The organism is Breznakiella homolactica (assembly GCF_016616095.2).
GTDB classification, from domain to species: domain Bacteria; phylum Spirochaetota; class Spirochaetia; order Treponematales; family Breznakiellaceae; genus Breznakiella; species Breznakiella homolactica.
The window spans coordinates 3,296,875-3,318,317 of sequence record NZ_CP067089.2; the positions used below are offsets into that span (position 1 = coordinate 3,296,875).

The 21,443-nt window shown below is 55.8% G+C and carries 20 protein-coding genes; 2 read left to right on the forward strand and 18 right to left on the reverse strand.

Annotated elements, in window-relative coordinates; genetic code table 11:
* Positions 1-35 precede the first annotated feature (35 nt).
* The 12 genes from JFL75_RS14900 to JFL75_RS14955 all read right to left on the reverse strand — a co-directional run bounded on the left by JFL75_RS14900 (position 36) and on the right by JFL75_RS14955 (position 13,145).
* Positions 36-1,037: a Gfo/Idh/MocA family protein gene (locus JFL75_RS14900; protein WP_215627472.1), complete on the reverse strand. Its 1,002-nt coding sequence runs from the start codon at positions 1,035-1,037 to the stop codon at positions 36-38.
* A 77-nt stretch (positions 1,038-1,114) separates the two neighbouring features.
* Positions 1,115-1,948 (reverse strand): sugar phosphate isomerase/epimerase family protein, encoded by an 834-nt coding sequence (locus JFL75_RS14905; protein WP_215627473.1) that lies wholly within the window; start codon positions 1,946-1,948, stop codon positions 1,115-1,117.
* 51 nt (positions 1,949-1,999) lie between these two features.
* On the reverse strand, positions 2,000-2,845 hold the full coding sequence (locus JFL75_RS14910; protein WP_215627474.1) for a carbohydrate ABC transporter permease: 846 nt from the start codon (positions 2,843-2,845) through the stop codon (positions 2,000-2,002).
* Complete coding sequence (locus JFL75_RS14915) at positions 2,832-3,749, reverse strand: carbohydrate ABC transporter permease (RefSeq protein ID WP_215627475.1); 918 nt, start codon at positions 3,747-3,749, stop codon at positions 2,832-2,834. Before JFL75_RS14915 ends, JFL75_RS14910 begins: the two co-directional genes overlap by 14 nt.
* Before the next feature lie 121 nt (positions 3,750-3,870).
* A complete protein-coding gene (locus tag JFL75_RS14920) occupies positions 3,871-5,223 on the reverse strand; it encodes an ABC transporter substrate-binding protein (RefSeq protein WP_215627476.1) in 1,353 nt (450 codons plus the stop codon).
* 280 nt (positions 5,224-5,503) lie between these two features.
* The gene (locus JFL75_RS14925; RefSeq protein WP_215627477.1) at positions 5,504-5,854 is read right to left on the reverse strand and encodes a hypothetical protein; all 351 of its coding nucleotides are present in this window, start codon (positions 5,852-5,854) and stop codon (positions 5,504-5,506) included.
* A 7-nt stretch (positions 5,855-5,861) separates the two neighbouring features.
* On the reverse strand, positions 5,862-6,908 hold the full coding sequence (locus JFL75_RS14930; RefSeq protein WP_215627478.1) for an alpha/beta hydrolase: 1,047 nt from the start codon (positions 6,906-6,908) through the stop codon (positions 5,862-5,864).
* 95 nt (positions 6,909-7,003) lie between these two features.
* The gene (locus JFL75_RS14935; RefSeq protein WP_215627479.1) at positions 7,004-8,050 is read right to left on the reverse strand and encodes an alpha/beta hydrolase; all 1,047 of its coding nucleotides are present in this window, start codon (positions 8,048-8,050) and stop codon (positions 7,004-7,006) included.
* On the reverse strand, positions 8,043-8,486 hold the full coding sequence (locus tag JFL75_RS14940) for a GNAT family N-acetyltransferase (protein ID WP_223292663.1): 444 nt from the start codon (positions 8,484-8,486) through the stop codon (positions 8,043-8,045). Before JFL75_RS14940 ends, JFL75_RS14935 begins: the two co-directional genes overlap by 8 nt.
* Positions 8,486-9,268, reverse strand: a complete 783-nt coding sequence (locus tag JFL75_RS14945) for an NYN domain-containing protein (protein WP_215627480.1) — start codon at positions 9,266-9,268, stop codon at positions 8,486-8,488. Before JFL75_RS14945 ends, JFL75_RS14940 begins: the two co-directional genes overlap by 1 nt.
* A 2-nt stretch (positions 9,269-9,270) precedes the next feature.
* Positions 9,271-11,382, reverse strand: a complete 2,112-nt coding sequence (locus tag JFL75_RS14950) for a hypothetical protein (RefSeq protein WP_215627481.1) — start codon at positions 11,380-11,382, stop codon at positions 9,271-9,273.
* Positions 11,379-13,145: a DNA repair helicase XPB gene (locus tag JFL75_RS14955; protein ID WP_215627482.1), complete on the reverse strand. Its 1,767-nt coding sequence runs from the start codon at positions 13,143-13,145 to the stop codon at positions 11,379-11,381. Before JFL75_RS14955 ends, JFL75_RS14950 begins: the two co-directional genes overlap by 4 nt.
* Positions 13,146-13,860: 715 nt before the next feature.
* Between JFL75_RS14955 and JFL75_RS14960 the strand changes: the two genes are divergently transcribed.
* A complete protein-coding gene (locus JFL75_RS14960; protein ID WP_215627483.1) occupies positions 13,861-14,763 on the forward strand; it encodes a GerMN domain-containing protein in 903 nt (300 codons plus the stop codon).
* A 25-nt stretch (positions 14,764-14,788) separates the two neighbouring features.
* On the opposite strand, the gene JFL75_RS14965 is transcribed toward JFL75_RS14960, so the two are convergent.
* The 6 genes from JFL75_RS14965 to JFL75_RS20885 all read right to left on the reverse strand — a co-directional run bounded on the left by JFL75_RS14965 (position 14,789) and on the right by JFL75_RS20885 (position 20,415).
* Complete coding sequence (locus JFL75_RS14965) at positions 14,789-15,190, reverse strand: (deoxy)nucleoside triphosphate pyrophosphohydrolase (protein ID WP_215627484.1); 402 nt, start codon at positions 15,188-15,190, stop codon at positions 14,789-14,791.
* Between the two features lie 3 nt (positions 15,191-15,193).
* Positions 15,194-15,988: a TIGR00282 family metallophosphoesterase gene (locus JFL75_RS14970; protein WP_215627485.1), complete on the reverse strand. Its 795-nt coding sequence runs from the start codon at positions 15,986-15,988 to the stop codon at positions 15,194-15,196.
* 493 nt (positions 15,989-16,481) lie between these two features.
* Positions 16,482-18,011 carry a ribonuclease Y gene (gene rny / locus JFL75_RS14975; RefSeq protein WP_215627486.1) on the reverse strand — a complete coding sequence of 510 codons (1,530 nt, stop codon included), beginning with the start codon at positions 18,009-18,011 and terminating at the stop codon, positions 16,482-16,484.
* A 172-nt stretch (positions 18,012-18,183) separates the two neighbouring features.
* The gene (locus JFL75_RS14980) at positions 18,184-19,101 is read right to left on the reverse strand and encodes an amidohydrolase family protein (RefSeq protein ID WP_215627487.1); all 918 of its coding nucleotides are present in this window, start codon (positions 19,099-19,101) and stop codon (positions 18,184-18,186) included.
* Positions 19,102-19,117: 16 nt separating this feature from the next.
* Positions 19,118-20,287, reverse strand: a complete 1,170-nt coding sequence (locus JFL75_RS14985) for a polysaccharide deacetylase family protein (protein WP_215627488.1) — start codon at positions 20,285-20,287, stop codon at positions 19,118-19,120.
* A complete protein-coding gene (locus tag JFL75_RS20885; RefSeq protein ID WP_285291951.1) occupies positions 20,284-20,415 on the reverse strand; it encodes a hypothetical protein in 132 nt (43 codons plus the stop codon). Before JFL75_RS20885 ends, JFL75_RS14985 begins: the two co-directional genes overlap by 4 nt.
* A 242-nt stretch (positions 20,416-20,657) precedes the next feature.
* Here JFL75_RS20885 and JFL75_RS14990 point away from each other — a divergent pair, with 242 nt between their 5' ends.
* The gene (locus JFL75_RS14990; RefSeq protein WP_215627489.1) at positions 20,658-21,431 is read left to right on the forward strand and encodes a Cof-type HAD-IIB family hydrolase; all 774 of its coding nucleotides are present in this window, start codon (positions 20,658-20,660) and stop codon (positions 21,429-21,431) included.
* The last annotated feature ends 12 nt before the right edge of the window (positions 21,432-21,443 follow it).

Consider the following 21,443-nt stretch of genomic DNA (forward strand, 5'->3'; position numbering starts at 1 on the left):
GGGGCCTCTGGCCCCTTTTTAATTACCTGCTTTCCTTAAATTGTCACCGCATCCATATTCCGGCAGAGTTCCGTTACGGTGTACACCGCGAGGCGGGCTTCTTCCACGCTGATCGGGAAGGGGTCGCCGCTCCGCAGGCAGCCGGTAAAAACGGAAAGTTCCACTTCGTAGGGATCCCGGGAGGCATTCCCGAAGAGATCCGCCACGGGGATGTCCGTTTTTTCACCGGCGGTGCAGAGGAAGACACAGCCCGGTTTGCAGTTGACCGTATTCCATTCCAGGGCGGCCTGTTCAAAAACCAGCCGGTAACTGGCGGTCAGTGGGTAGCCGGTGGGCATCAGATGGTCCGCGACGATGTTGGCGTGGGCGTTCGACGGATAGGATAATACAGAGGTTATGTGGGTAGAGCCGGGATGTTTGACGGAGCTCGTTTCAAATGCCTTAAACGAAACCGGTGTTCCCAGAAACCAGTTAGCCAGATCAATGTCATGAATAGACAGGTCGAGGATCGTCCCGCCGCTCGCCTTTTTGTTGTGCAGCCAGTTGTTCCAGCTCCACTGGGGTGTTTCCGATTCCCTGCATAAACCCGCGGCCAGGAGTTTGCCGTATTTTCCGGATTCGATTGCATTTTTGGCGTAGATATACTGGGGCATAAAACGGCAGGTATGGGCAACCATGAGCCGCCGGCCGCTGTTCTTTTCAGCCTGGATCATGGCGTCGATATCTTCCAGTTCAACGGCGAAGGGTTTTTCCACAAGCACGTCGCAGCCCTGCCCGAGGGCCGTGACAGCCGCGTCTCTGTGGAGGTTGCTCGGAAGGCAGACGTCAACGAAGTCCGGTTTGTTCTGGGCAAAACAGTCCTCCAGCGTTTTAAACCAAGCGCAGCCTCCCTGGCCAGCCAGGGCTTTGCCTTTTTCTTCACTGAGATCAACAATTCCGGTTACATTGACGGAATCAATATTACCGTAGCATTCAAGATGTTTTTTACCCATATACCCGGCGCCGACAATTACGGCAGACAATGTTTCCTTACCCATGATTATCCCTCACTATGTCCGCGTTTTGTGTAAGACTCCGGCAAATCCCCGCGGGAATTTGCCGGCAATTCCAGCAATTACCTATGCGCGTTCAGGTAATCCACCATCCTGCGTATAGCCTCATCCGCCGTCATCTCGCCGGTCCTCCGGTCAAGTTCAATCTCAATGGTCAGAGGTTCGGTATAGCCGATTTCCTTGAGCTTGGCGAGCAGCGCCGGCATATTGACGTGGCCTTCGCCCAGGGTGACTTCGATGCCCAGTTCTTTGCCGTCGGTGGGGTATTTCCCGTCCTTGACGTGGACACCCTTGAGGTACGAGCCGAGTACGATGAGTGAATCCACGGCGCTGCCTTTGCCGTACATGACGAGGTTCGCCGGATCAAGGTTGATCCCCAGGTTGTCCGTTCCGATATCCTGGATGGTCCTGAGAAGCGTTACGGGTGTTTCCTGCCCGGTCTCAAAACAGAAGAACTGGTTGTTTGCCTTGCAGTGCAGGGCAACATCCTTCAGATCTGTAATGAGACCGGTGTACAGCGGATCTTTCATGTTTTCGGGAATGAATCCCGCGTGGGTGGCAATGCGGTCCACATTGATCATCGCGGCGAAGTCCGAAGCCTTCTTCATGATATCGCAGCGTTCCCTGCGGTACTGGAGCGGCACCAGGCCGACCGTATCGGGGCCGCCCACGAAATTCCATTCGCACTTCCCCGGCCATCCGGCCCAGAGCATGGTTACCCGGAGATCGTTCTTGGCGCAGAAATCGTTTATGATGTCCGCCACTTCCCGGGTGTACAGTTCGGGAACGTAGGTTGAAATCTGGCAGGTTTTGAAGTTAAAGGATTTGATCCGTTCCAGCAGGGGAACGATCCCGTCCTTTTCGGTCATTTTGATCAGCAGTCCAAGTTCATTCATACATTCACTCCTTAAAGCAATATTGGTATCGGTTGCTAACGTCTCGTCAATTTATCCCTTGACCGCACCCATGGTCATACCCCGGACGAGGCCTTTCTGCACAATGCTGTAGAAAATCAGGATCGGTACCAGGGCAAGCACCGCGGTCGCGGTAAGGCCGCCCCAGTTTATTTCCTCGTAGCTCACCCAGTTGTAAACCCCCAGCGGAACGGTCTTGGTTTTTATTCCCGTCAGGATCAGCGCGTAGAGGAATTCATTCCATGAATAATTGAAGGAGAAAATCGCCGTTGTCGCCAGGCCGGGGCCGGCCAGGGGCAGAACGATTCTCCTGAAGGCGCCGAAATAGCTGCACCCGTCGATCAGGGCGGATTCTTCCAGCTCAAAGGGAATATCCTGGAAATAACTCCGCATCATCCAGATTCCGAATCCCAGAATAATGGTGAGGTGCATGATGATAATCGAGATATGGGTGTCGATGAGGCGCAGCCGCCGAAAGAAGATGAAGAACGGAATCATAAAGGTTATCTGGGGAACGACCCGGGTACTCAGAACACCGAAGAGCAGGAATTTTGAACCCTTGGGACTGTACTGTCTCCGCGAAAGGATGTACGCCGCGGGGGTCCCCAGGAGCAGGCCGATAACCGTGGCGGATACCGCGATGATGATGCTGTTGAGGCAGTACTGCAGGAAATTGCTGTTGTTCCAGACTTCATAATAGTTCTGGGCTGTCAGCTTTGAGAAAAACTTGGGGGGATAACTGAGGGCATCCACCTGGGTTTTAAAGGACAGCAGAATGGTCCAGATCAGCGGGAACAGGTAAATGAATACGAACACCCAGATTATCAGGGTCCGCAGTATATATAAAAACCGTCTCGCGGCGGGGTTATTTGCTGTCATCGAAGTTAATCCCTCCCGTTTTTATGATCAGAACCGCCGTCAGCGCGATGAAGGCGGACATAACAATCGCCGAAGCGGATCCGTACCCCATTTTGAGGAAGGTAAACGAATTGGTGTACGTGTACACGCTCAGGGTTTCCGATGCCGTTCCGGGGCCGCCCCGGGTGAGGATAAAGGACAGGTCAAATTCCTTGGCCGAGTCGATGGCCTGGAACAGTATCGCCACAAAGAAGAGCGGTTTTATCAGCGGCAGTTTGACTTTCCAGAACTGCTGCCACGCGTTGGCACCGTCAATTTTTGAAGCGTCGATAACATCATCGGAAACCGCCAGAAGGCCGGTATAGAACATCATGATCATGAAGGGCGACTTGCACCATATCAGGACCAGGGCGACCGACATCAGCGCCTGGGTTTCCGAATACACCCAGGTCTGCGGCGGGATGTTTACAAGACTGAGGAAATAATTGAGCACCCCCAGGGTCGGGCTGTACATGATCCGCCACATAAAAGCTGTGGCGATGGGGGTAAGAATAATCGGCAGCAGGAACATAGCCCGGAGGAATTTCGACCCTTTTATTTTGCTGGTCAGGTAGATGGCGATGATCAGGCCGAATACGGTTTCCGCCGCCACCACGGTGACCATAAAAATGATGGTCCGCAAAAACGCCAGCAGGAACCGCTGGTCCCTGAACAGGGCAATGTAATTCCCGAGGCCGATAAAATGGCGCTTGTCCGGCGCGGGGAGATAGTAATCGTACAGACTTGTCCGTAGGGTGTCGAGGATAGGCAGCAGGTTTATGGAAAAGAGCACGATGATTCCCGGGGCAAGCATGGCCCAGCGGAACCTTCGTATTTCCTTGTCCTTAAGTGATAACCCGTTAGTATTGCTTTTTTGTAAGAACATCGGAGCCTCTCAATGGGTAACCGCGGAGCCGGAATCCCGCGCAGCGGTGACTGCAGGCGCAGGGTTCCGGTTCCGCATTCCGAAAGAACTGCCCGGACAGCCGGACAGTTCCCGAAGGTTGTTACTGTTTGCTTTCCTGGAAAAGGATGGTGACCTTTGCCGCCGCGTCATCCAGGACGGGTTTTACATCCCGCTTGCGCAGAATAAGGGAATTGAAAGCGGTCCCGATGGTGTCCAGGTACTCTTCATTCTTGGAAATAATCGGGAAGGTCGTTTCCGGAACTTCCGCCGCGAGACCGTGCTGGTACGCCGCGAGCCAGTCGGCGGGGTATTTGTTAACCAGTTCGGGGTCATTGAGGAACGATCCCCGGGCCGCGATGCCGCCTTCCAGGGCGAGCTGCTTTGAAACTTCGGGTCCGGTTATCCAGGACAGGAACAGGAACGCCGCGTCCTTGTGCTTGGAAGCGGTGCTCATGCTCACCGCCCAGGCGCCGCCGGTGGGTTTGCTTCCCGCGGGGCCGGCGGGCATGGGAGCGTAGCCGACTTTGCCGGCAACCTGCGAGCTGGAAGGATCTTCAAACTGGGACATGAATACGCTCATGTCCAGGTACATGGCGGCTTTGCCCTGCTGGAAATCGGATACACATTCATACCAGGTATAGTTGCCGATCCCGGGGGGGCCGAATTCGCGGGCGAGGGTGGTGTACATGTCCGCTCCGCGGATACCTTCTGGACTGTTGAATACGGCCCGGTTGTACTGGGTCGGATCATCGGCGATTTTTCCGCCGTAGGACCAGATAACGCCGGTGCAGTTGCTCACGGTATGGATCTTCTGTCCCCGGAGCAGGATGCCCGCGGGATATTCCTGTTTCAGCAGTTTCGCGGTTTCGTACAGTTCATCGAATGTCGCGGGAACCTTGAGGCCCTTCTGCTGGAAAACATCCTTGCGGTAAAAGAGAATCTGTTTTTCCCCGGATACGGGAATCGCGTAGAGGCTGCCGTTTACGGTAAAAGCCTGTTTAAAGGACGGGCTGATATCGTTGACGTTATACGCCGCTTTGTCTACCAGGTCACGCCGGTTGAACCAGGGCTCCAGGTTCTCAATCCATCCGGCCAGGGCAGCCTGGGTACAGATTGAATCCATCATGACGATGTCGAAGGTGCCGGCCCCTGAGGAAAGGTCCACGAGCCGTTTCGTCATGAACTCGTCCTGGGCATATTCATCAATGATGATTCTGATGCCCGTCTTCTGTTCAAACTCATTGATAACCGAACGGATTGTGGTGGTATAAATGTGTTTATTCATACCGAGATGCAGGGTCGTGCCGGAGTACTTTTTCCAGGCAATACCGTCTGCGGAGACCGCATTCCGTTCATCATCCGAAATCCCGGAACCTTTGGAATCCTGATTCCCGCCAGCAAAAAGCGGGAACGCCATAATCAAACAAACAAGCAGGATTGGTAAGCGACGCATATGCTCCTCCTAATGATTATTACAAATCATCGTAAATCCATTATCTCTATTTGTCAAACAATTTAATTCATTTTATAAATAATATTATTCAATCATAAAATCTATTGAAATGTGATACAGGCCGGTATCCTTAAGCTTTACCGCCGGCCAGGCGTTTGGGTAAGTTCTTGGATATATGCGCCGTAAAGCCGTGACGCAGTATTGCCGGGAATTCCGAACGGAGATGAACGTATGGGAAAATGGTTATTTTGCTGTAGCGTACGGGAATGAAGTCTGCCGGTTATGCGGGCTCGAGGTTTTCCAGCGGTACCCAGCCCTGACCGGGGGCGTTTTTTTTCTCAGCCCAGACCCAGCCGTTGAGTATCCGCGTTCCCCGGAGGATTTCGCCGGGGTCAACATTCAATTCGGCGGCGGAGTAATCCTCGGCCGCTGCCGCGGTATTTCCCTCACGGCGGATGATCTGGGCCGGCAGCCATCCGGCGTTCGAGCCGTCAAGCTTCGTGCAGAAAACCCAGCCGGGCCAATTCCCGTTTTCATCGGATTTCTCCCCGGGGATGATTTCTTCCCCCGCGGTGACGGTTATCGGATCGGGATACTCCGTGCGGTGGGGTTTTACGGCAATGTACTCCATGGCGGTTCTAATTCCTTTTCAGGGTTTCCAGGAACGCGAAGGACGCGGTCAGGGCTTCCTGGGCCGCGCCGGTGCCGAGTTTAAACTGGTACTCATGGCCGGCCGGCGGTTTCTGGTTTCCGCTGAAGAACAGTGTTTCCACCGCCGCGCCCTGCCGTTCCAGTGTATCCGCTAATACGTATGAATGAACAGCCAGAGGATCACGGTTGCCCGCGGTAATTAAGCTCGGCGGAAAATCGGCGGTCACATGGTTTGTCACGGATAACGCGGCAAAGAAATCAGGATCGCTGCTGAAGTCCCTGGTCCCCAGGTATGCCCAGAGTACTTTTCTGGTCATGCCCGCCAGAAATCCCCCGGGTTCGATCAATGTAAAATCGTAGGCGCCGCAGTGGAGGATCATTCCCGCAATCTGTTCCCGGCGGACCAGCGGGCTGATTCCCAGCAGTTCCGCGTAGGCAGGGTTTGTCAGGATACAGGCGAACTGCGCGCCGATCTGGGCACCCGCCGAATCCCCGGCAATCACGATAAATTCCGGGTCGATATGGAATTCCTCCGCGAATTCCGTCAGAAAAGCGAGAGCCGCATTCAGCTGCTTTACCGGAGTCGGGTAGGATGCCTCCGGGGCAGTGGAGTAGCCCACCGCCGCGACGGTGTATCCCCGTGCCGCGAACAGTTTCGCGTAATTGGATACCGTATTCTTGCTTCCGGAAATCCACGCGCCGCCGTGGACCCAGACAACGGCGGGATACGCGCCGCCGGCGGCTTCCGCCCCGGGAGGGAAATAAACATCAAGGATTGTATCCTCGCAGCCCGGTTCGTACCGGATATTCCTCCGGACCGGAATGTTTCCGGGAACGTATTTTTCCTGGGCGTCTGCCCTGCGCCGGGAATTCCGGTCAAGGTAAAACCGCATCACCATGACCGCCGGCCGGGGGCTCATGCTCAGCAGCGCGAGGCCCGCGGCTACGGCTATGAATATAAGGATCAAAATAGCGGCGGCTTTTTTCAGAATCCTTTTCCGGGGATTTTTTGAATCCTGGAAATTTGTATACATGGAAGAACCTTTTTTAAATTAGCTGCTTATAGTATCGGCCGTTTTACGGATTATCGGGATTTCATATTACAAATAGCAGCGGGCCGGCGGCGCCGTTATTCGCTGTTTTCGTTCCCCAGGCGGTCCAGAAAATCCAGGGATTTTTCCAGAGCCCGCTGTCCGGCGCCGGTGTCCAGATTGAACTGGTATTCATGGCCGGCCGGCGGTGTGAAATCGGCGGCGAAGAACAGTGTTTCCGCGGTGACGCCGAGGCCTGTGAGTTTTTCGGCAAAAGCGTATGAATGGGGCGCCAGGGGATCTCCGTTTCCCGCGGAGATAAAGCTCGGGGGAAAATCCGGGGTCACGTATCCGATCACCGAAGCCGCGGCGAACCGCGGGTCGCTGAGGAAGTCCTTGTTGCCCATATACGCCCAGAGCAGGGTCCGCAGGAAACCCGACATGGGTCCCGAAAAATCGACCATGGATGTATCATAGGTGCCGCAGTACAGGATCGTTCCCGCGAGGGCGGAGGGCTTTATCAGCGGAACAATGCCGAGTTCCTCCGCGTAGGCCGGGGATGTGATTACGCAGGCAACCTGGGCGGCGATATGGGCCCCGGCGGAATCTCCCGCAAGGATAAGAAAATCCGGATCAGCATGGAGGTCCGGCCCCGCTTCCGCCAGAAAAGCCAGGGCCTTGTTTATCTGGATCAGGGGAGTAGGGTAGACCGCTTCGGGGGCAATCGAGTACCCTGCCGCCGCTACGGTGTATCCCGCGGCCGCCAGGATTTGCGCGTAGTTGGATATCTGACCTTTATTCCCCGAAAGCCAGCCGCCGCCGTGGACCCATACAATAGTAGGGTATGTCCGGCGGGTTCCTTCGGCTTCCGAAGGGTAATATACATCCAGGAACGTATCCGTTCCTTCGGGATCATAGCGCAGGTTCAATACCGACGAGACCCCGGCGGGAACGTGTTTCGCCAGGGCTGCCGCGGTCTTATCCGATCCCCGGTCAAAGGACACACGGATCAGCAGCGCCGCGGGCCAGGGACTGACCGAGAACGCGGTTATTCCCGCGGCGATGAGCGCCGCCAAAGTCAGCAGTATGACGGCGGCTCTTTTTTTTTCCGATCGTTTTTTTGTTATTGATTTCTTTTTACTCATCGAATCGTATTTCAAACGCCTGTTTTGAATTTCCGTCGAAGCCGAGGGCTTCGTAAAATTTGTGCGCTTCCTTCCTGCCGCTGCCGCTTTGCAGGACCGCTTTGTAGCAGCCTTTTTCCCGCGCCCTGGCCACGGCGGCCTCGATAACCCGCCGGCCGAGTCCCTTCCTGCGGTAGTTTTCGTCGGTTACCACATTTTCAATAAACCCTATGGACCTGCCGTTTCTGGTAAGGTTGGGAATTATGCAGATGTAGCAGGCGGAAACAATCTTTCCGCTGTCGGCGGCGACGAAATACGTGATGTCCCTTTTTTCCAGGACATCCCAGACAGCCGCCGCGCCGGACAAGGTCAGCGCCTCGTCTCCGGGATTAAGCTGGCGGTACAATTCCAGCAGTGAAGGCAGATCATTCCGTGACGCTTCCCGGAGTTCAATCATTACCGTCCCCGTTTCTTCCACCGGATATACACCTGGCGGCCGGAGCCGTTTTCCTGGGGCCGTTCCTCAATTTCAAACTGGGGTATGGCGCGGAAGAGGTCTCCCAATTTTTTAAAGCCGTAGTTCCGGGGATCGAATTCGCTGGACCGGTTGGTGATCTTCTGGCCCACGCCGCCGAGATACGCCCAGCCCGATTCATCGGCAAGGTCATCCACGGCATCCCGGAGCAGCTTAAGCAGCCGCCGGTCGACCTTGAAGTCCTTCCGGATTTTCGAGATGGGTTTGGAATCGTCGTCGTCGTTTTCCTCGGGGATGTCCCGGAGAATTTCGGTATAAATGAATTTATCGCAGGCCGAGACAAAGGCCTTGGGGGTTTTCTTTTCGCCGAAGCCGTAGACCGTCCGGCCGCTTTCCCTGATCCGGGCGGCAAGCCGCGTAAAATCGGAATCACTGGAAACGATGCAGAATCCGTTGAGGTTTTCCGTGTAGAGCAGATCCATGGCATCGATTATCAGCGCGGAGTCGGTGGCGTTTTTTCCGGTGGTGTAGGAAAACTGCTGAATCGGCTGGATCGCGTATTCCAGGAGCCGGTCCTTCCATGATCTGAGATTCGTACTGGTCCAGTCGCCGTAGATCCGTTTGACACTGGCGATACCGTACTTCGCTACTTCGTTCAGAAGTCCTTCGATTATGGCCGGCTGGGTATTGTCGGCGTCTATGAGTACCGCTAGTTTAGCCTGGCTGGACTCGCTCTGGGGGCTTGAAAATGGCAATAATGGCATAGTTATTCTCCAAAAATAGATTGTTTGATCCGCCTGGCATGGCTTATTTTACCCAGGGGCAGGCGGACCGTTTCGCCCTCCGGGACAGGATTGAGAACCAGAATGGTTTCTCCTTCAGATTTTTCCAGCGCCGCGGGAATACCGATGGCCTGGGTTCGTGTTCCTCCCGATGTGTAGACAATTTCCATGAGGGCTCCCGAAGCGATGGCCTGTTTTACCAGGGTTTGTTTGCCGACATAGTCGAGGCCGGTGGCTTCGAGCTTTTCGTATTTTACCGTTGCCCCCGCCAGCTGCGCGTCACTCAGGATCATCCGCCGCTCAATTCTGGCGGCCAGTTCGTCCCGCTGGTCCTTGGGCAGTTTCATCTTCGCCAGCTGACCGCGGAAATGTTCCCGGTATTGTTCCGCCGCGGCGGCATCCGCTGCGGTCCGGGTCTCGGCGGGGCTGTCCGGAAATTCCGGATGATTCGCCTGACGGCGGTGCCGCCCGGAGGATTCCAGGCTGGGATACGGCGAATGCCGGGTTTCGTTTTTTTTCTCTTCCTCTCCGTCGAATCCCGGCGGCTGGGCGATAATATCGACCCCCGCTTTTTCAAGGGCCTGAACCGCGCCGGATTTACCGTCCGCCTTAAGCAGGTATACCCCGGGCGCCAGAGTTCTGTGGATCAGGGCTTTTATGGCCTCTGTTTCCGCCAGATAGCGCCGGTCCCCGGAAAGGGTCAGGACAATACCCCGGTGCACCGCAATTTCCTGGTACCGGTGCTCCCAGTCGTTGAGGGTCCATTCCAGATTTTTATCCACCCCGGTGCCCGACAGCGCCGCAAGAAGCTCCGTCATGAACTGTACACTGATTCCCCGGTCAAAACCCCGTACCACTGAGCTCCTGGTCAATTCAAAACGGATCGCCGTACCGGCTTCCCGGACGTCGGTAAATTTCGCCAGGGAAAGGGCTTCTTTGAAGGGGATTTCCGGGTACAGGATACATGAAAACGCTGAATCCATGGCAATGCAGCCGGCGGCCGCGGAACCGGCGCTGTCCGCGGGAACAGTTCCGGCGGTATCCGGGGTGCGCTGCCAGAATCCGCTTTTCCGTTCTTCCAGAATACCGGAAAGTTCCAGCGCCTTAAGCAGAGGGTCCAGGGAAACCCCATACTGTCCGGTCTCGGTCTGAGCCTTGTAGCCGGACGGGTCAGGCCCCCATCCGGCTCCGGTGTTTTTCTGAATGATATCCAGAATCCGGCCCAGGGTTGTTCTGGGATACATCCGGTCCGGGGCCAGGGCCGCGGAAAAACCGTGGATGATCCGGGTGATTGTCTGGATCCGTATTCGCTGGAAGTAGCGGGCCGAATTCTCAATGCCCGAAAGAATACCCGCCGCGATATAGTGCTGCCGTTCCTGGGGAGAAAGTTCCGCGAAGAAAGTCAGTTTTACGTCATCCGGCCGGTTTTTTCCGCTGTCGTCCCGCTGGATCAATCCCAGGGCAAGAAAAGCCTCCAGAAATATTTCCACTTTCAGCCCCGGAAAAATCCGTTTGCCGTCGTCGGCCGCTTTTTTCCGGAGACTTCCTTCAGCCTTGAATAATTCATCCTGGCTGCAGGCGAATGAAATCAGGGCCGCTAAAAGCGGATCCGTCAGCCGGGGACCCTGCCGCGGTTTGGCTGTCTGGGCTGGCGCGGAAGGAAAGAGAATATTCCGGTCGCCGATGAAAGATTCCAGCACCGGCGCCAGTACGGGATTCAGCGCCAGCCGGTGGAGATTCCCGTCCTGGAAGCGGTACACAATGAGCCGTTCCTCCAGGTTGAGGAGCATGCCGTGAAGTTCCGCGTAGGAATACTCCCCCCCGAAAAAGCTTTCCAGTTCTCCCAGCGCCGGGGCGCCGAGAACCGCTATGGCCGCGATGATCCGGCGGTCGCCGTCGTCTATGTACGCCCGGATTGTTTCCCGGATTTCCTTTTTCGAAAGCAAGCCTTCGAGGTCATCCAGGAGACGCTGTTTGTTGAAAGGGGTTTTTATGTTCCCGAATATACTCCGCATGAGCTCAAAATAGGAATTGTCCGGAAGGGTCATCAGGGCTGATTTCCATTCCTCCCTGGACCGGAAAAAGTCCTGCTTCATCCCGGGCACCCTCTCAGTCCGCCGGCGAGAGGAGCGTCCCGGAGGATTTCATCCAGGGACCAGTGCTGAATGGAATACTTATACCCCTGTTCCGCCAGGAACTTCTGGCGGTTCGCGGCGAATTCCTCCTCAACGGTATACCGGGACACGACAGTGTAAAAGTACGAATTCCGCCCTTTGGGCCGGAGTATCCGTCCCAGGCGCTGGGCCTCTTCCTGGCGGGACCCGAATGAGCCGGATATCTGGATGGCCATGGAAGCGTCGGGAAGGTCGATAGCGAAGTTCGCTACCTTGGATACCACTATGATCCGGATTTGTCCGGATTTGAAGGCCCGGTAAATTTCCTCCCGCTTGGCGTTGGGTGTTTTGCCGGTAATCAGCGGAGCTCCAAGCATTTTCGCCAGGGATTCGAGCTGGCTGATGTACTGCCCGATAACCAGGATGTAGTCCTGGGGATGGTTCTCGATAAGCTCCCGGACAATGATTTCCTTGAGGGGATTCTCGCTGGCCAGACGGTATTTTTCCCGCTGGGGCGCCACGGCGTAGGGAATTCGCAGGTCCTCGGGCATGTCCAGGCGTATCTCCGTGCACAGTGCCTCGGCTATCCAGCCTTTCGTCTCGAGATCCTTCCAGGGGACATCGTAGCGTTTCGGCCCCACCAGGCTGAAAACCGCGTCCTCGGCGCCGTCTTCCCTGACCAGGGTCGCGGTCAGCCCGAGGCGGCGGACCGCCTGGAGTTCCGCGGTGACCCTGAACACCGGCGCGGGAAGCAGGTGGACTTCATCGTAAATTATGAGCCCCCAGGGCCGCTCCCGGAAAAGCTTGAAATGGGGAAAGTCCGATTCCCGGTCGGGGCGCCAGGTGAGTATCTGGTACGTCGCTATGGTCACCGGGGCGACGGATTTGGAATCCCCGGTGTATTCGGCGATTTCATCCGGCGACAGTTCCGTTTTGTCCAGGAGTTCTTCCATCCACTGATGTACCGCGGCCACATTGGTGGTCAGGATCAGGGTATTGGTATTGAGCAGGGACATGACCGTCATGCCCACCACGGTTTTTCCGGAACCGCAGGGAAGCACCACCACGCCGTATCCCGTACCCGGGCCGTTGTTTCCCAGAACCGACCGGGCGGCTTCGATCTGGTAGTCCCTGGGCGCAAAGGGCCTTCCTGACCGCGTAGTGGTGCGGAAATTTACCGCCAGGGGTTCCCCGGAAATGAGGGGCGCGTCGTCCTGGACAGGCCAGCCAAGCCGGATAAGTTCCTGTTTGACGCTCCCCCGGTCAGTAAACCGGACCCGGAAACCAAGGGCGGTTTTCTGCAGGTATTTTGCCAGTGCCTTTGAGGCGCCGATCTCCGCCAGTATGGCCGGGTCATCGGCAATCAGGAACAGCTCATCCGGAAGCTGCGTGACCGTACCGGCGCCGTTCCCGGAACCAGGAACCAGCTGATCTTCGGCGACCAGACGGATTTTTCCGTACCGGGACATTACATCGGAAAATCCCGCCAGAATGCCCGGCGGAACGGGATAGCGGGAATAATTTTCCAGAATTTCCGCAATGTCTCCGGGCCGCAGGCCGACGCTGGCAGCGTTCCACAGGGACAAGGGGGTTATTTGGTATGTATGTATGTGTTCGGGGGATTTCTCCAGTTCCGCAAAGGGCATTACCGCGGCCCGGGCTTCCTCCGCGAGGGGCGCATGGACATCCAGAAGCAAGGTGCGGTCACTCTGTACAATCAACGGATTTGCAGGATTAATCGGCATATTCTTCAATTGTATAGTAAATATTTTGCCTCTTCAATGATAAGGGGGAGCACCGAGTCTTTCAAGCCGGCAAGCACCCGGGAGTACCGGTTCCGCGGGTCCTGTCATAGAGAAAAGGGTTTGGCTCCTCAGCGGCCTTACGGCCTCGAAAGTCGTTTCATACAAAAGACCCGGCGTTACCATCATGCCCGAGTACTTTCCGGCTTAACCGGCTCGGTGCTACCCCGGTTAAGGAGGGCGGCTCCCCCTGGCTCCAAACCTTCGGTTTTCCGCCACCCCCACTTCTGGTTCCCCGGTGAGTGAAGAAGTTTCCGGGTGATAAAGCACATCCGCACCCCGTATTATCGGTTCGGTATAAGCTACCTGTTCTGCCAAAGGCAAAGAAGCATGGCTGAAAAGACAGCCAAACCGGGGAACCCGAAGTGGGGGTAGTGGAAGACCCGCAAAGCGGGGCTGGAACGAGGGGGAGCAGCCCTCTTTTTGGGGCAGTATCGAGCCGGTTAAGGCGGCAAGCACCCAAGCCGTACTGGCAGCGCCGGGTGTCGGAGAAAAACGGTGTTGAGCGACTTTCGAGGCCACAGGCCGACACGGAGCCAACACCGTTTTTCTCCGACGGGCCCCGCGGCCCCGGTATACACGGGTGCTTGCCGGCTTGTCAGACTCGGTGCTCCCCCTTAATCTTGACCCCGCAGGCTCATTGCCGTATCATCAAAGTGTGGCAACCGGAAAAACTACCGCAAAAAAGAAAACCTCAGGCTCCCCGCAGCGCGGCGGAAGCCGGAAACCTGCCGCTTCAGGGAAAAAAAACCTGGGCTGCCTCTTCTGGATCGCCTTTGTCATTGTGGTAGCGGGTCTTTTTGTCGTTAACTGGGAGCTTATCCAGAAAACGGTCAGGGATTCCCATGTGTTTGACCGTTTTTCCGGCGAGCCGGCCCAGACGCCGCCCCGGGAAGAGGATATTCCGGAGCTTCAGCCCGTGCCGGAGCCTGTCCGGGAAAATCCCACCGCGGGAAATAATCCCCCGGAAACGCCGGCTCCCGGTCCCGCAGAAACCAACCAGCCGGCTCAGCCTTCGGGAACCGGCGGGCAGCCGGCGGTCCGGCCCCCGGAAGGAACTAATCCCCCGGCGGCGGGAACCAATCAGCCGGCTCAGCCTTCCGTGAAACCCCAGGATCCGCCTGCCGCGCCGCCGGCGGAGCAGCTCCGCAGCCGTACTATGTACTTTATGCGGGTTGACGGTGACGGGACCATTGTCAGGACCAAGTCTGAACGAAAACTGCCCGCTTCGGATTCTCCCATGGTTGACACTCTGCAGGCCCTTCTCGCGGGTCCCTCCGCGGAGGAGCAGCGCCGGGGACTGGTTTCCCTGATACCCCAGGGGACCCGCATCCTTTCGGCCACGATCCGGGGCAGCACCGCGTATATAAGTTTCAGTGAGGAATTTCAGTTCAACACCTTCGGGGCGGAGGGATATACGGCGCAGCTCAGGCAGATCGTCTGGACCGTCACGGAATTCCCGAACATCAATGATGTGCAGATCCTGCTGGAAGGCCGGAGGCTCGATTATCTGGGTGAGGGAATCTGGATCGGAAGTCCCCTCAGCCGGGATATGCTTTAGTTAGCCGGCACAGATCTGCCGGGTTTCAGGCCAGCCTGCCGCCGATATAATCGCTGATAAGTTTTTCCGACACAAAAATATCGGCGGGCGACACCCGGTAGCTGTTCAGCTCCGGAATCTGTATCCATTCCGACGCGTCGTGGACCCGCAGCTCAATCCTATGGTCAAGCAGTTCCGATCGTATGGCTATAAGATTAATCGCGCCGGCGCCGTACCGGTGTACGTGTTTGCAGTATATTTCCAGCGCTTTGCAGGGTACGTTGAATTCCTCACGGATTTCCCGTTCAAGGCATTCGAATATGGTTTCCCGCTCTTCCTGTTTGCCTCCGGGGAATTCCCAGAATCCGGCCATCCGCTGGCCGGGGGCTCTTCGGGCGAGCAGCACGGATCCATCCCTGATAAAAACAGCGGCGGCCACGTTTTTCATGTACTATGTAAAAATCCTGATACGTTCTATTGAAACCGGTTTTCCGGTGGAGCTGTCAATTCTGGCGGCTATTCCGTGGATAGCCGCGGGGCCCTTGGCGCATTCCATACGGAAAGGAACCTGGGTGCGGGCACGGTCGAGACATACGGCGATATCCATGCCGATGATGCTTTCCTCCGCGCCAGTCATGCCCAGGTCGGTTATGTACGCGGTTCCTTTGGGGAGCAGGCGTTCATCCGCGGTCTGCACATGGGTATGGGTGCCCGCGACAAGGCTGACCCTGCCGTCGAGGTACAGTGCCAGGGCTTCCTTTTCCTGGGTTGATTCCGCGTGGAAATCCACGAGAATTACGGGGTTATCCTCACCGGCAAAATCCGGGCTTTCCAGGAGTCTGTCCATTGCCGTGAAGGGGCAGTCGATGCTGCCCATAAATTCCCGGCCCTGAATATTTACTGCAATAAAGGTTTTTCCGTTTTTCCGGGTTTTCGCGTAGCCCTTTCCGGGGTTGCCCGGGGGATAATTTGCCGGCCGTATGACCTGCGGATTGGTCTCCAGGGTCGGCCAGAATTCCCTTTTTTCCCATACGTGGTTGCCCGAGGTTACGGTATCCGCGCCGGCATCGAGGATCTTCTGGAAAACCGTGTCGGTCATTCCGAAACCGTCGGCGGCGTTTTCACCGTTTACCGCGATAAAATCGGCATTGTATGTTTTGATGAGATTGGGAAGATGTTGTGCCAGGGCTTCCAGTCCGGGATCGCCGACCACATCCCCGATCATCATCACGGTCAGTGTGTTCATGGTGTACATCCAGGGCACCCGCAGTATAACGATACTGCAATCTCGCAGCATGGATATACCATTACCGCGGGGCCCGTCATATGAAAAAAATCAGCCTGTGGCTGGTTCTGTAAGGTATTGATATAAGGCCGCTCCCGCGGCCTGCGAATCCCGCTAGGGCGAGATTTCTTTTCATCCAAACCTCTGGTTTGAAGACACCCCATGTTACCGTTTTTTTCCCATGTTGCGGGACCAATCTCTTTGAAATACTGCGGGTGCCCTGCCATTGCCAGGTTCTGGGTATGGCAGGACGCTTCCGGCAATCGGCGGGGTCGGATCCCGGGGAGTGGTGCTATACCGCGGTTAAATACTTTTTGTATCGGCACGATTCCTCCAGTTATTCCTACTATGCCTTACAATTTATTCTGTTTCGTTGTAATTATTTGAAAATACCACACTAAAAAAGCTGTCCGAAAAAATATTTCATACTTTTCGGACAGCCCTGGTGTTTTGTTTAGCGGGCGTATTCCACAATCCGGGTTTCCCTGATTATGGTAACCTTGATCCGTCCGGGGTACCGGAGGTCGTCTTCTATCTTCTTGGCGATCTGTTTGGCCAGATCCTTGGACTGGTCCTCACTTACCGCTTCGTTGTTAACGATAATGCGGAGTTCCCGGCCGGCCTGGATGGCAAAAGCCTTATCCACACCGGAGAAACTCTCGGCGATATTTTCGAGGTTTTCCAGCCGCTTGATGTAGTTGTCCAGGGTTTCCCGCCGGGCGCCGGGCCGTGCCGCGGAAATGGCGTCCGCGATCTGAACCAGCACCGATTCGATACAGGATGGCTCCACATCGTTGTGGTGGCTCCCGATGGCGTTGATAACCCGGGCGTCTTCGCCCATCTTGCGGGCCATATCCATGCCGATTTCCGCGTGGTTGAGGTCGGAATCCGATTCAACACCTTTGCCGATGTCGTGGAGCAGGGCACCGCGTTTTGCCAGTTCCCGGTTAGCGCCGATTTCGGCGGCCAGGATGCCGGCGATTATGGCGACTTCCTTGGAATGGTACAGCACGTTCTGGCCGTAGCTCGTCCTGAAGTAGAGCCTACCCAGGGCGCGGATCGCGTCCTGGCTGATGTTGTGGATACCCAGGTCAAAGAGGACTTTTTCGCCTTCCTCAAAAATTTTCTGGGAAATTTCCTTGGTGACCTTGGTAACCACCTCTTCGATCCGGGCCGGATGTATCCGGCCGTCGGTGATGAGCCGTTCCATGGCGACTTTGGCGATTTCCCGGCGGACCGGGTCAAAGCACGAGATCACCACCGCTTCCGGAGTATCGTCAATAATGACGTCCACACCGGTGAGGGTTTCCAGGGTGCGGATATTGCGCCCTTCCCGGCCGATGATGCGGCCTTTCATTTCGTCGTTCGGCAGGGTAACCGTGGATACCGATACTTCACCGGTTACGTCAGTGGCCACCCGCTGGATGGTCGTAACCAGGATATCCCTGGCCTTTTTCTCCGCCGAGAGATTGGCTTCCTGCTCAATCTTGTTGATCAGGGCCTGGGCGTCGTGTTTTGCCTCATTTTCCAGGTCCCGGATGATCAGCGCCTTGGCTTCTTCCTGGCTCAGCCCGGAAATCCGCTCCAGCTCCGACCGGTACCGTTCTTCCTCCCGGTCCAGTTCGTTTTCCCGTTCGGTGATGGCCTTTTCTTTCTGTCCAAGGGCCTGTTCCGTCTGTTCAATCTGAGCCGTCTTTTTTTCTATACCTTCTTCTTTCTGCAAGACACGCCGTTCGTATCTCTGCAGTTCAGCCCTGCGTTCCCGAGTCTCCCTCTCCTGCTGGTTTCTTTCGCGGATAACTTGTTCTTTTGCTTCAAGAAGAATTTCCTTCTTTTTAGCTTCAGCTTCTTTTATCGCATCCTGTTTTATGCGTTCGGCGCGCTGCTCCGACGCGGAAAGTTGGAATCTGGCATACAGCCATCTAATCGTCCAGCCTAAGGTTAACCCGGCAAGAGGGAGGATTATCCAAAGCAATATATGCATCGCTCTACCCCTTACCGTGAATAGTTTACTTACCATTGTAAGGGTATAACGAAGGCTTATCACTTGTCAAGCAAAAAAGCGGCCGGTGGAGCTATAAAATCATGTAGAATATAAAAATAGAGGATGGCATCCCGGTTCCGGAACTATGCCCGGCACCGGATTTCCGGGTATTCTACGGCAGCCTGAAGAGCCGCCGGGCGTTTCCGCTGAGAATAAGGGTTTTTTCCGTGTCTCCGAGGTTCAGGGAATCCAGGATGCCGAGCTGTTCCCGGAGAATCGCGGTCCTGTAGCCCTGGGAAAGCATCCGGGAATCGGAGCCGAAAATGATCCGTTCGGGGCCGAAAGCGAAGAGAGCCTTCTTAAAAACCCAATCGAGCCCGAAGCTGTCCGGGGTGTAATCGAGCCACCGGTTGGTGCCGGAGGTATCGACGTTGATATTGGGGAGGTGATACGCCAGGAAAAGGAGTTCCCGGAGGTATCCCGCGGCAAAATGGGGAATAATAAACTGCAGTTTCGGGAAATCCCGGCCCGGGGCGTGGATCTGGATGGGATTGGCGTAGGCCAGATCCGCGTCATAGGAAAGGGTAATCCCCAGGTGCGCGGTTACCGGAACTCCCAGAGACTGGGCCTCTTCGTAGAGGGGATACACCATGGGATCGGAAAGGAGGTATTTTCCCGTGGTGGGATACAGTTTAAGGCCCCGGTAGCCTTCGTCCTTAACGCGGCGCCGGAATTTTATGGCGCATTCCGGGTCACGGGGGTCCGCCGTGGCAATGGCGAAGAATTTGTCCGGCCGCCGGGCGGTAAATTCCGTCAGATCGTCGCTGTCTGGGTTGACCGCCAGGAAACATCCCCGGGAAACTCCGGCTTCGGCCATGAGTTTTTCCCAGGCCGCGGCCAGGGCTTCGGTATCATCGCCGGGATCTTCCGCAAATGAAGAATTAAACCGGGTTTTAAAACCTTCCTTCCAGACCGCGTGGCCCTCGCGGTAGGATTGATCCGCCCGGGCCAGCCGTTCCTCTTCCGCCCGGTACACCGCCTGTGAATAGAAATGCATGTGGCCGTCTGTAATCGCAATTTCTGCTGCCATGGGGAACCTCTTTTCCTTATAATGACCCTGTCCCGCGGTTTTGTTCAATACGGGAAAGGATGGTATCCGCCGCCTTGAGATTGTCCGCCACAAACTGTTTCCGGGAAGCCGCGGTTATATGTTTCCCGGGTTTCCATTCCGGCTGCCAGTCCCCGATCCGGCCGTCGGAATTATGGGAAAGAAGTATATGTTCCCAGGCGCGGTCCAGGAGGAACCGGTTTTCCGAGTCCAGGGCGGTCCGGTCCAGCGACAGCAGACGCTCCCTGACCGCCAAGGTTTTTTCCCACAGTTCCCGGGACGGGCCATGGGTGAAAGTTTCCAGTTTTGTGATGCCCGGAAAATCCGGCATCCGCAGTTTTTTTCTCTTTTGCGGGATTTTGAGGTAATCTTCTATGGTGGTTAAGGCGAATCCTTCCCGGGGCGCGTTTCGGGTGACCAGTTCGAGAAATTCCTCCAGCCGTTCTTTGGTATGGGTCACGCCGGAGCTGAGCTCATCAATATAAATCGTTTCCGCGTCCCGCTCGAGGATAACAAAGATATCGTCGTACCGGGTTACGAAGGCGAAAAGGGCTTCCGCGGCTTTTGCCGGGGTCAGCTCACCGAGCAGCATCCGTTTGAAGAAGCGCCTGCCCGCGGTGGGCAGATCCGGGGAAATCGGAACCGCCGTCAGGGATTTTCCGCCGCCCAGGTCTATGTCGTAGGGCGCGTACCGTTCCGCTTCGGGCAGTTCCGGATGAGCCTGTTCCAGAAAATTGCTCAGCACAATAGTATATTCCAGACCGCAGTCCAGGAGAATGCGGGACAGTTCATTGGTGCGGGCAAATTCCGGCGGAAAGAAACCCTTCGGGCTGAGTCCGTAATTATTCCGGTCTAAGGTGATGCCCCGCATCACCTGGCGCCGCATTTCCTCCGGGGCCAGTATCTGGGGAATCGGGTGGGTATAGGTATAGGTTCCCAGGGCCAGGCCTTTTCCGAGACGGGCCCGGATAAAATCCGCCAGGGACCGGTCAATGGTATTGATCAGTCCCGTGGAGTAGCCCGTTATGTACAGATCCGCGGGAACGCGGTACGTATCCAGTGTCCTGAGCAGCGGCCAGTATCCCTGTTCCACAATGGGCGCTTCGTCGCCGACTTCAACTTCGCACCGCTGTATGTTGAAGCTGAAGGAAAATCCTATGTATCTCATTGTATGCGGTCCTGTATGGCGGAATTTTTGTCCCTGAGCATCCGGCTGGTTATCAGGGTCACGATGAATATGAGCCCTATCTGGAGTACCCCGTAGGCGCGGTCCTGACCAAAGTTAAACTGGTCCATATTTCCTCCTGTATATGAGCCCTTTTGAATAAAGGGCTATTTACAAACAAGGCAAACTCCGTGGGGGTTTGCCTTTTCTTATGATGGGGAAAATCTATAAAATTTAAAATATGTCTAATATTGATATAGTCTGAATCTGAAACAGGCAATTGTCAATTAAATTCTCCGCGGCGCCTCAGTGGCCCTTCCGGTGTAAAAAGGATATACTTCGGGCACAAAGAAAATGATTCAGGAAACATGAAATGGTCGACGCTGTTTTTTTTGATATTGACGGAACTCTGCTGAGTTTTGAAACCCATAAAATCCCGGATTCAACCTTGGACGCGCTCCATAGCCTGCGGGAAAAAGGGATAAAACTCTTTATCGCCACGGGCCGGCATAAGCTGCAGATGGAACTTATCCCGGATCTCTTCGACTTCGACGGATACGTAACCTTAAACGGCCAGTACTGCTTCAACCGGGAAGGGGTTTTCCGGCGGCACAGCATCAACCGTGAGGATATAGCCGTGGTGGTGGAACAGACAAAAAAGAACCGCTATGCCTGCCATTTTGTCGAAGAAGACAGAATGTACGTAAACACGATTAATGAAACCGTGGAGGCTATCTGCCGGGCCGTTGATTCTCCCCTGCCGCCGGTGGGCGACCCTTCGGATGCGCTCAACGCCGACATTTACCAGCTTTCGGTGTTCCTCGAGAAAGGCCGCCAGAACATGCTCCTGGACAGTCTCCGCCACGTTGAGGCCACCTGGTGGCACCCGCTTTTTTTCGACGCCATCCCTCTGGGCGGCGGCAAGGAAAAAGGTATCGAAGCGGTCCTCGGCCATTACGGTATTCCCCGGGAGCGTACCATGGCCTTCGGGGACGGTGAAAACGACGTCACCATGCTGGAATATGTCCAAACCGGTATCGCCATGGGCAATGCCGGCGACGCGGCGAAACGGGCGGCGGACTACGTCACCGATGATGTGGACAGCAGCGGTATTTACAACGCGCTGAAGCACTTCGGCATTCTCTGAAATATCAGGAGG

Coding starts and splice junctions, on each gene's coding strand:
- JFL75_RS14940 (WP_223292663.1), bottom strand. CDS start 8,486: ATGATTGAACTCCGGGAAGCGTCACGGAATGATCTGCCTTCACTGCTG.
- JFL75_RS14900 (WP_215627472.1), bottom strand. CDS start 1,037: ATGGGTAAGGAAACATTGTCTGCCGTAATTGTCGGCGCCGGGTATATG.
- JFL75_RS14930 (WP_215627478.1), bottom strand. CDS start 6,908: ATGTATACAAATTTCCAGGATTCAAAAAATCCCCGGAAAAGGATTCTG.
- JFL75_RS14980 (WP_215627487.1), bottom strand. CDS start 19,101: ATGGCAGCAGAAATTGCGATTACAGACGGCCACATGCATTTCTATTCA.
- JFL75_RS14985 (WP_215627488.1), bottom strand. CDS start 20,287: ATGAGATACATAGGATTTTCCTTCAGCTTCAACATACAGCGGTGCGAA.
- JFL75_RS14925 (WP_215627477.1), bottom strand. CDS start 5,854: ATGGAGTACATTGCCGTAAAACCCCACCGCACGGAGTATCCCGATCCG.
- JFL75_RS20885 (WP_285291951.1), bottom strand. CDS start 20,415: ATGGACCAGTTTAACTTTGGTCAGGACCGCGCCTACGGGGTACTCCAG.
- JFL75_RS14965 (WP_215627484.1), bottom strand. CDS start 15,190: ATGAAAAACGTGGCCGCCGCTGTTTTTATCAGGGATGGATCCGTGCTG.
- JFL75_RS14950 (WP_215627481.1), bottom strand. CDS start 11,382: ATGAAGCAGGACTTTTTCCGGTCCAGGGAGGAATGGAAATCAGCCCTG.
- JFL75_RS14920 (WP_215627476.1), bottom strand. CDS start 5,223: ATGCGTCGCTTACCAATCCTGCTTGTTTGTTTGATTATGGCGTTCCCG.
- JFL75_RS14905 (WP_215627473.1), bottom strand. CDS start 1,948: ATGAATGAACTTGGACTGCTGATCAAAATGACCGAAAAGGACGGGATC.
- JFL75_RS14935 (WP_215627479.1), bottom strand. CDS start 8,050: ATGAGTAAAAAGAAATCAATAACAAAAAAACGATCGGAAAAAAAAAGA.
- JFL75_RS14955 (WP_215627482.1), bottom strand. CDS start 13,145: ATGCCGATTAATCCTGCAAATCCGTTGATTGTACAGAGTGACCGCACC.
- JFL75_RS14945 (WP_215627480.1), bottom strand. CDS start 9,268: ATGCCATTATTGCCATTTTCAAGCCCCCAGAGCGAGTCCAGCCAGGCT.
- JFL75_RS14910 (WP_215627474.1), bottom strand. CDS start 2,845: ATGACAGCAAATAACCCCGCCGCGAGACGGTTTTTATATATACTGCGG.
- JFL75_RS14915 (WP_215627475.1), bottom strand. CDS start 3,749: ATGTTCTTACAAAAAAGCAATACTAACGGGTTATCACTTAAGGACAAG.
- JFL75_RS14990 (WP_215627489.1), top strand. CDS start 20,658: ATGGTCGACGCTGTTTTTTTTGATATTGACGGAACTCTGCTGAGTTTT.
- rny (WP_215627486.1), bottom strand. CDS start 18,011: ATGCATATATTGCTTTGGATAATCCTCCCTCTTGCCGGGTTAACCTTA.
- JFL75_RS14970 (WP_215627485.1), bottom strand. CDS start 15,988: ATGAACACACTGACCGTGATGATGATCGGGGATGTGGTCGGCGATCCC.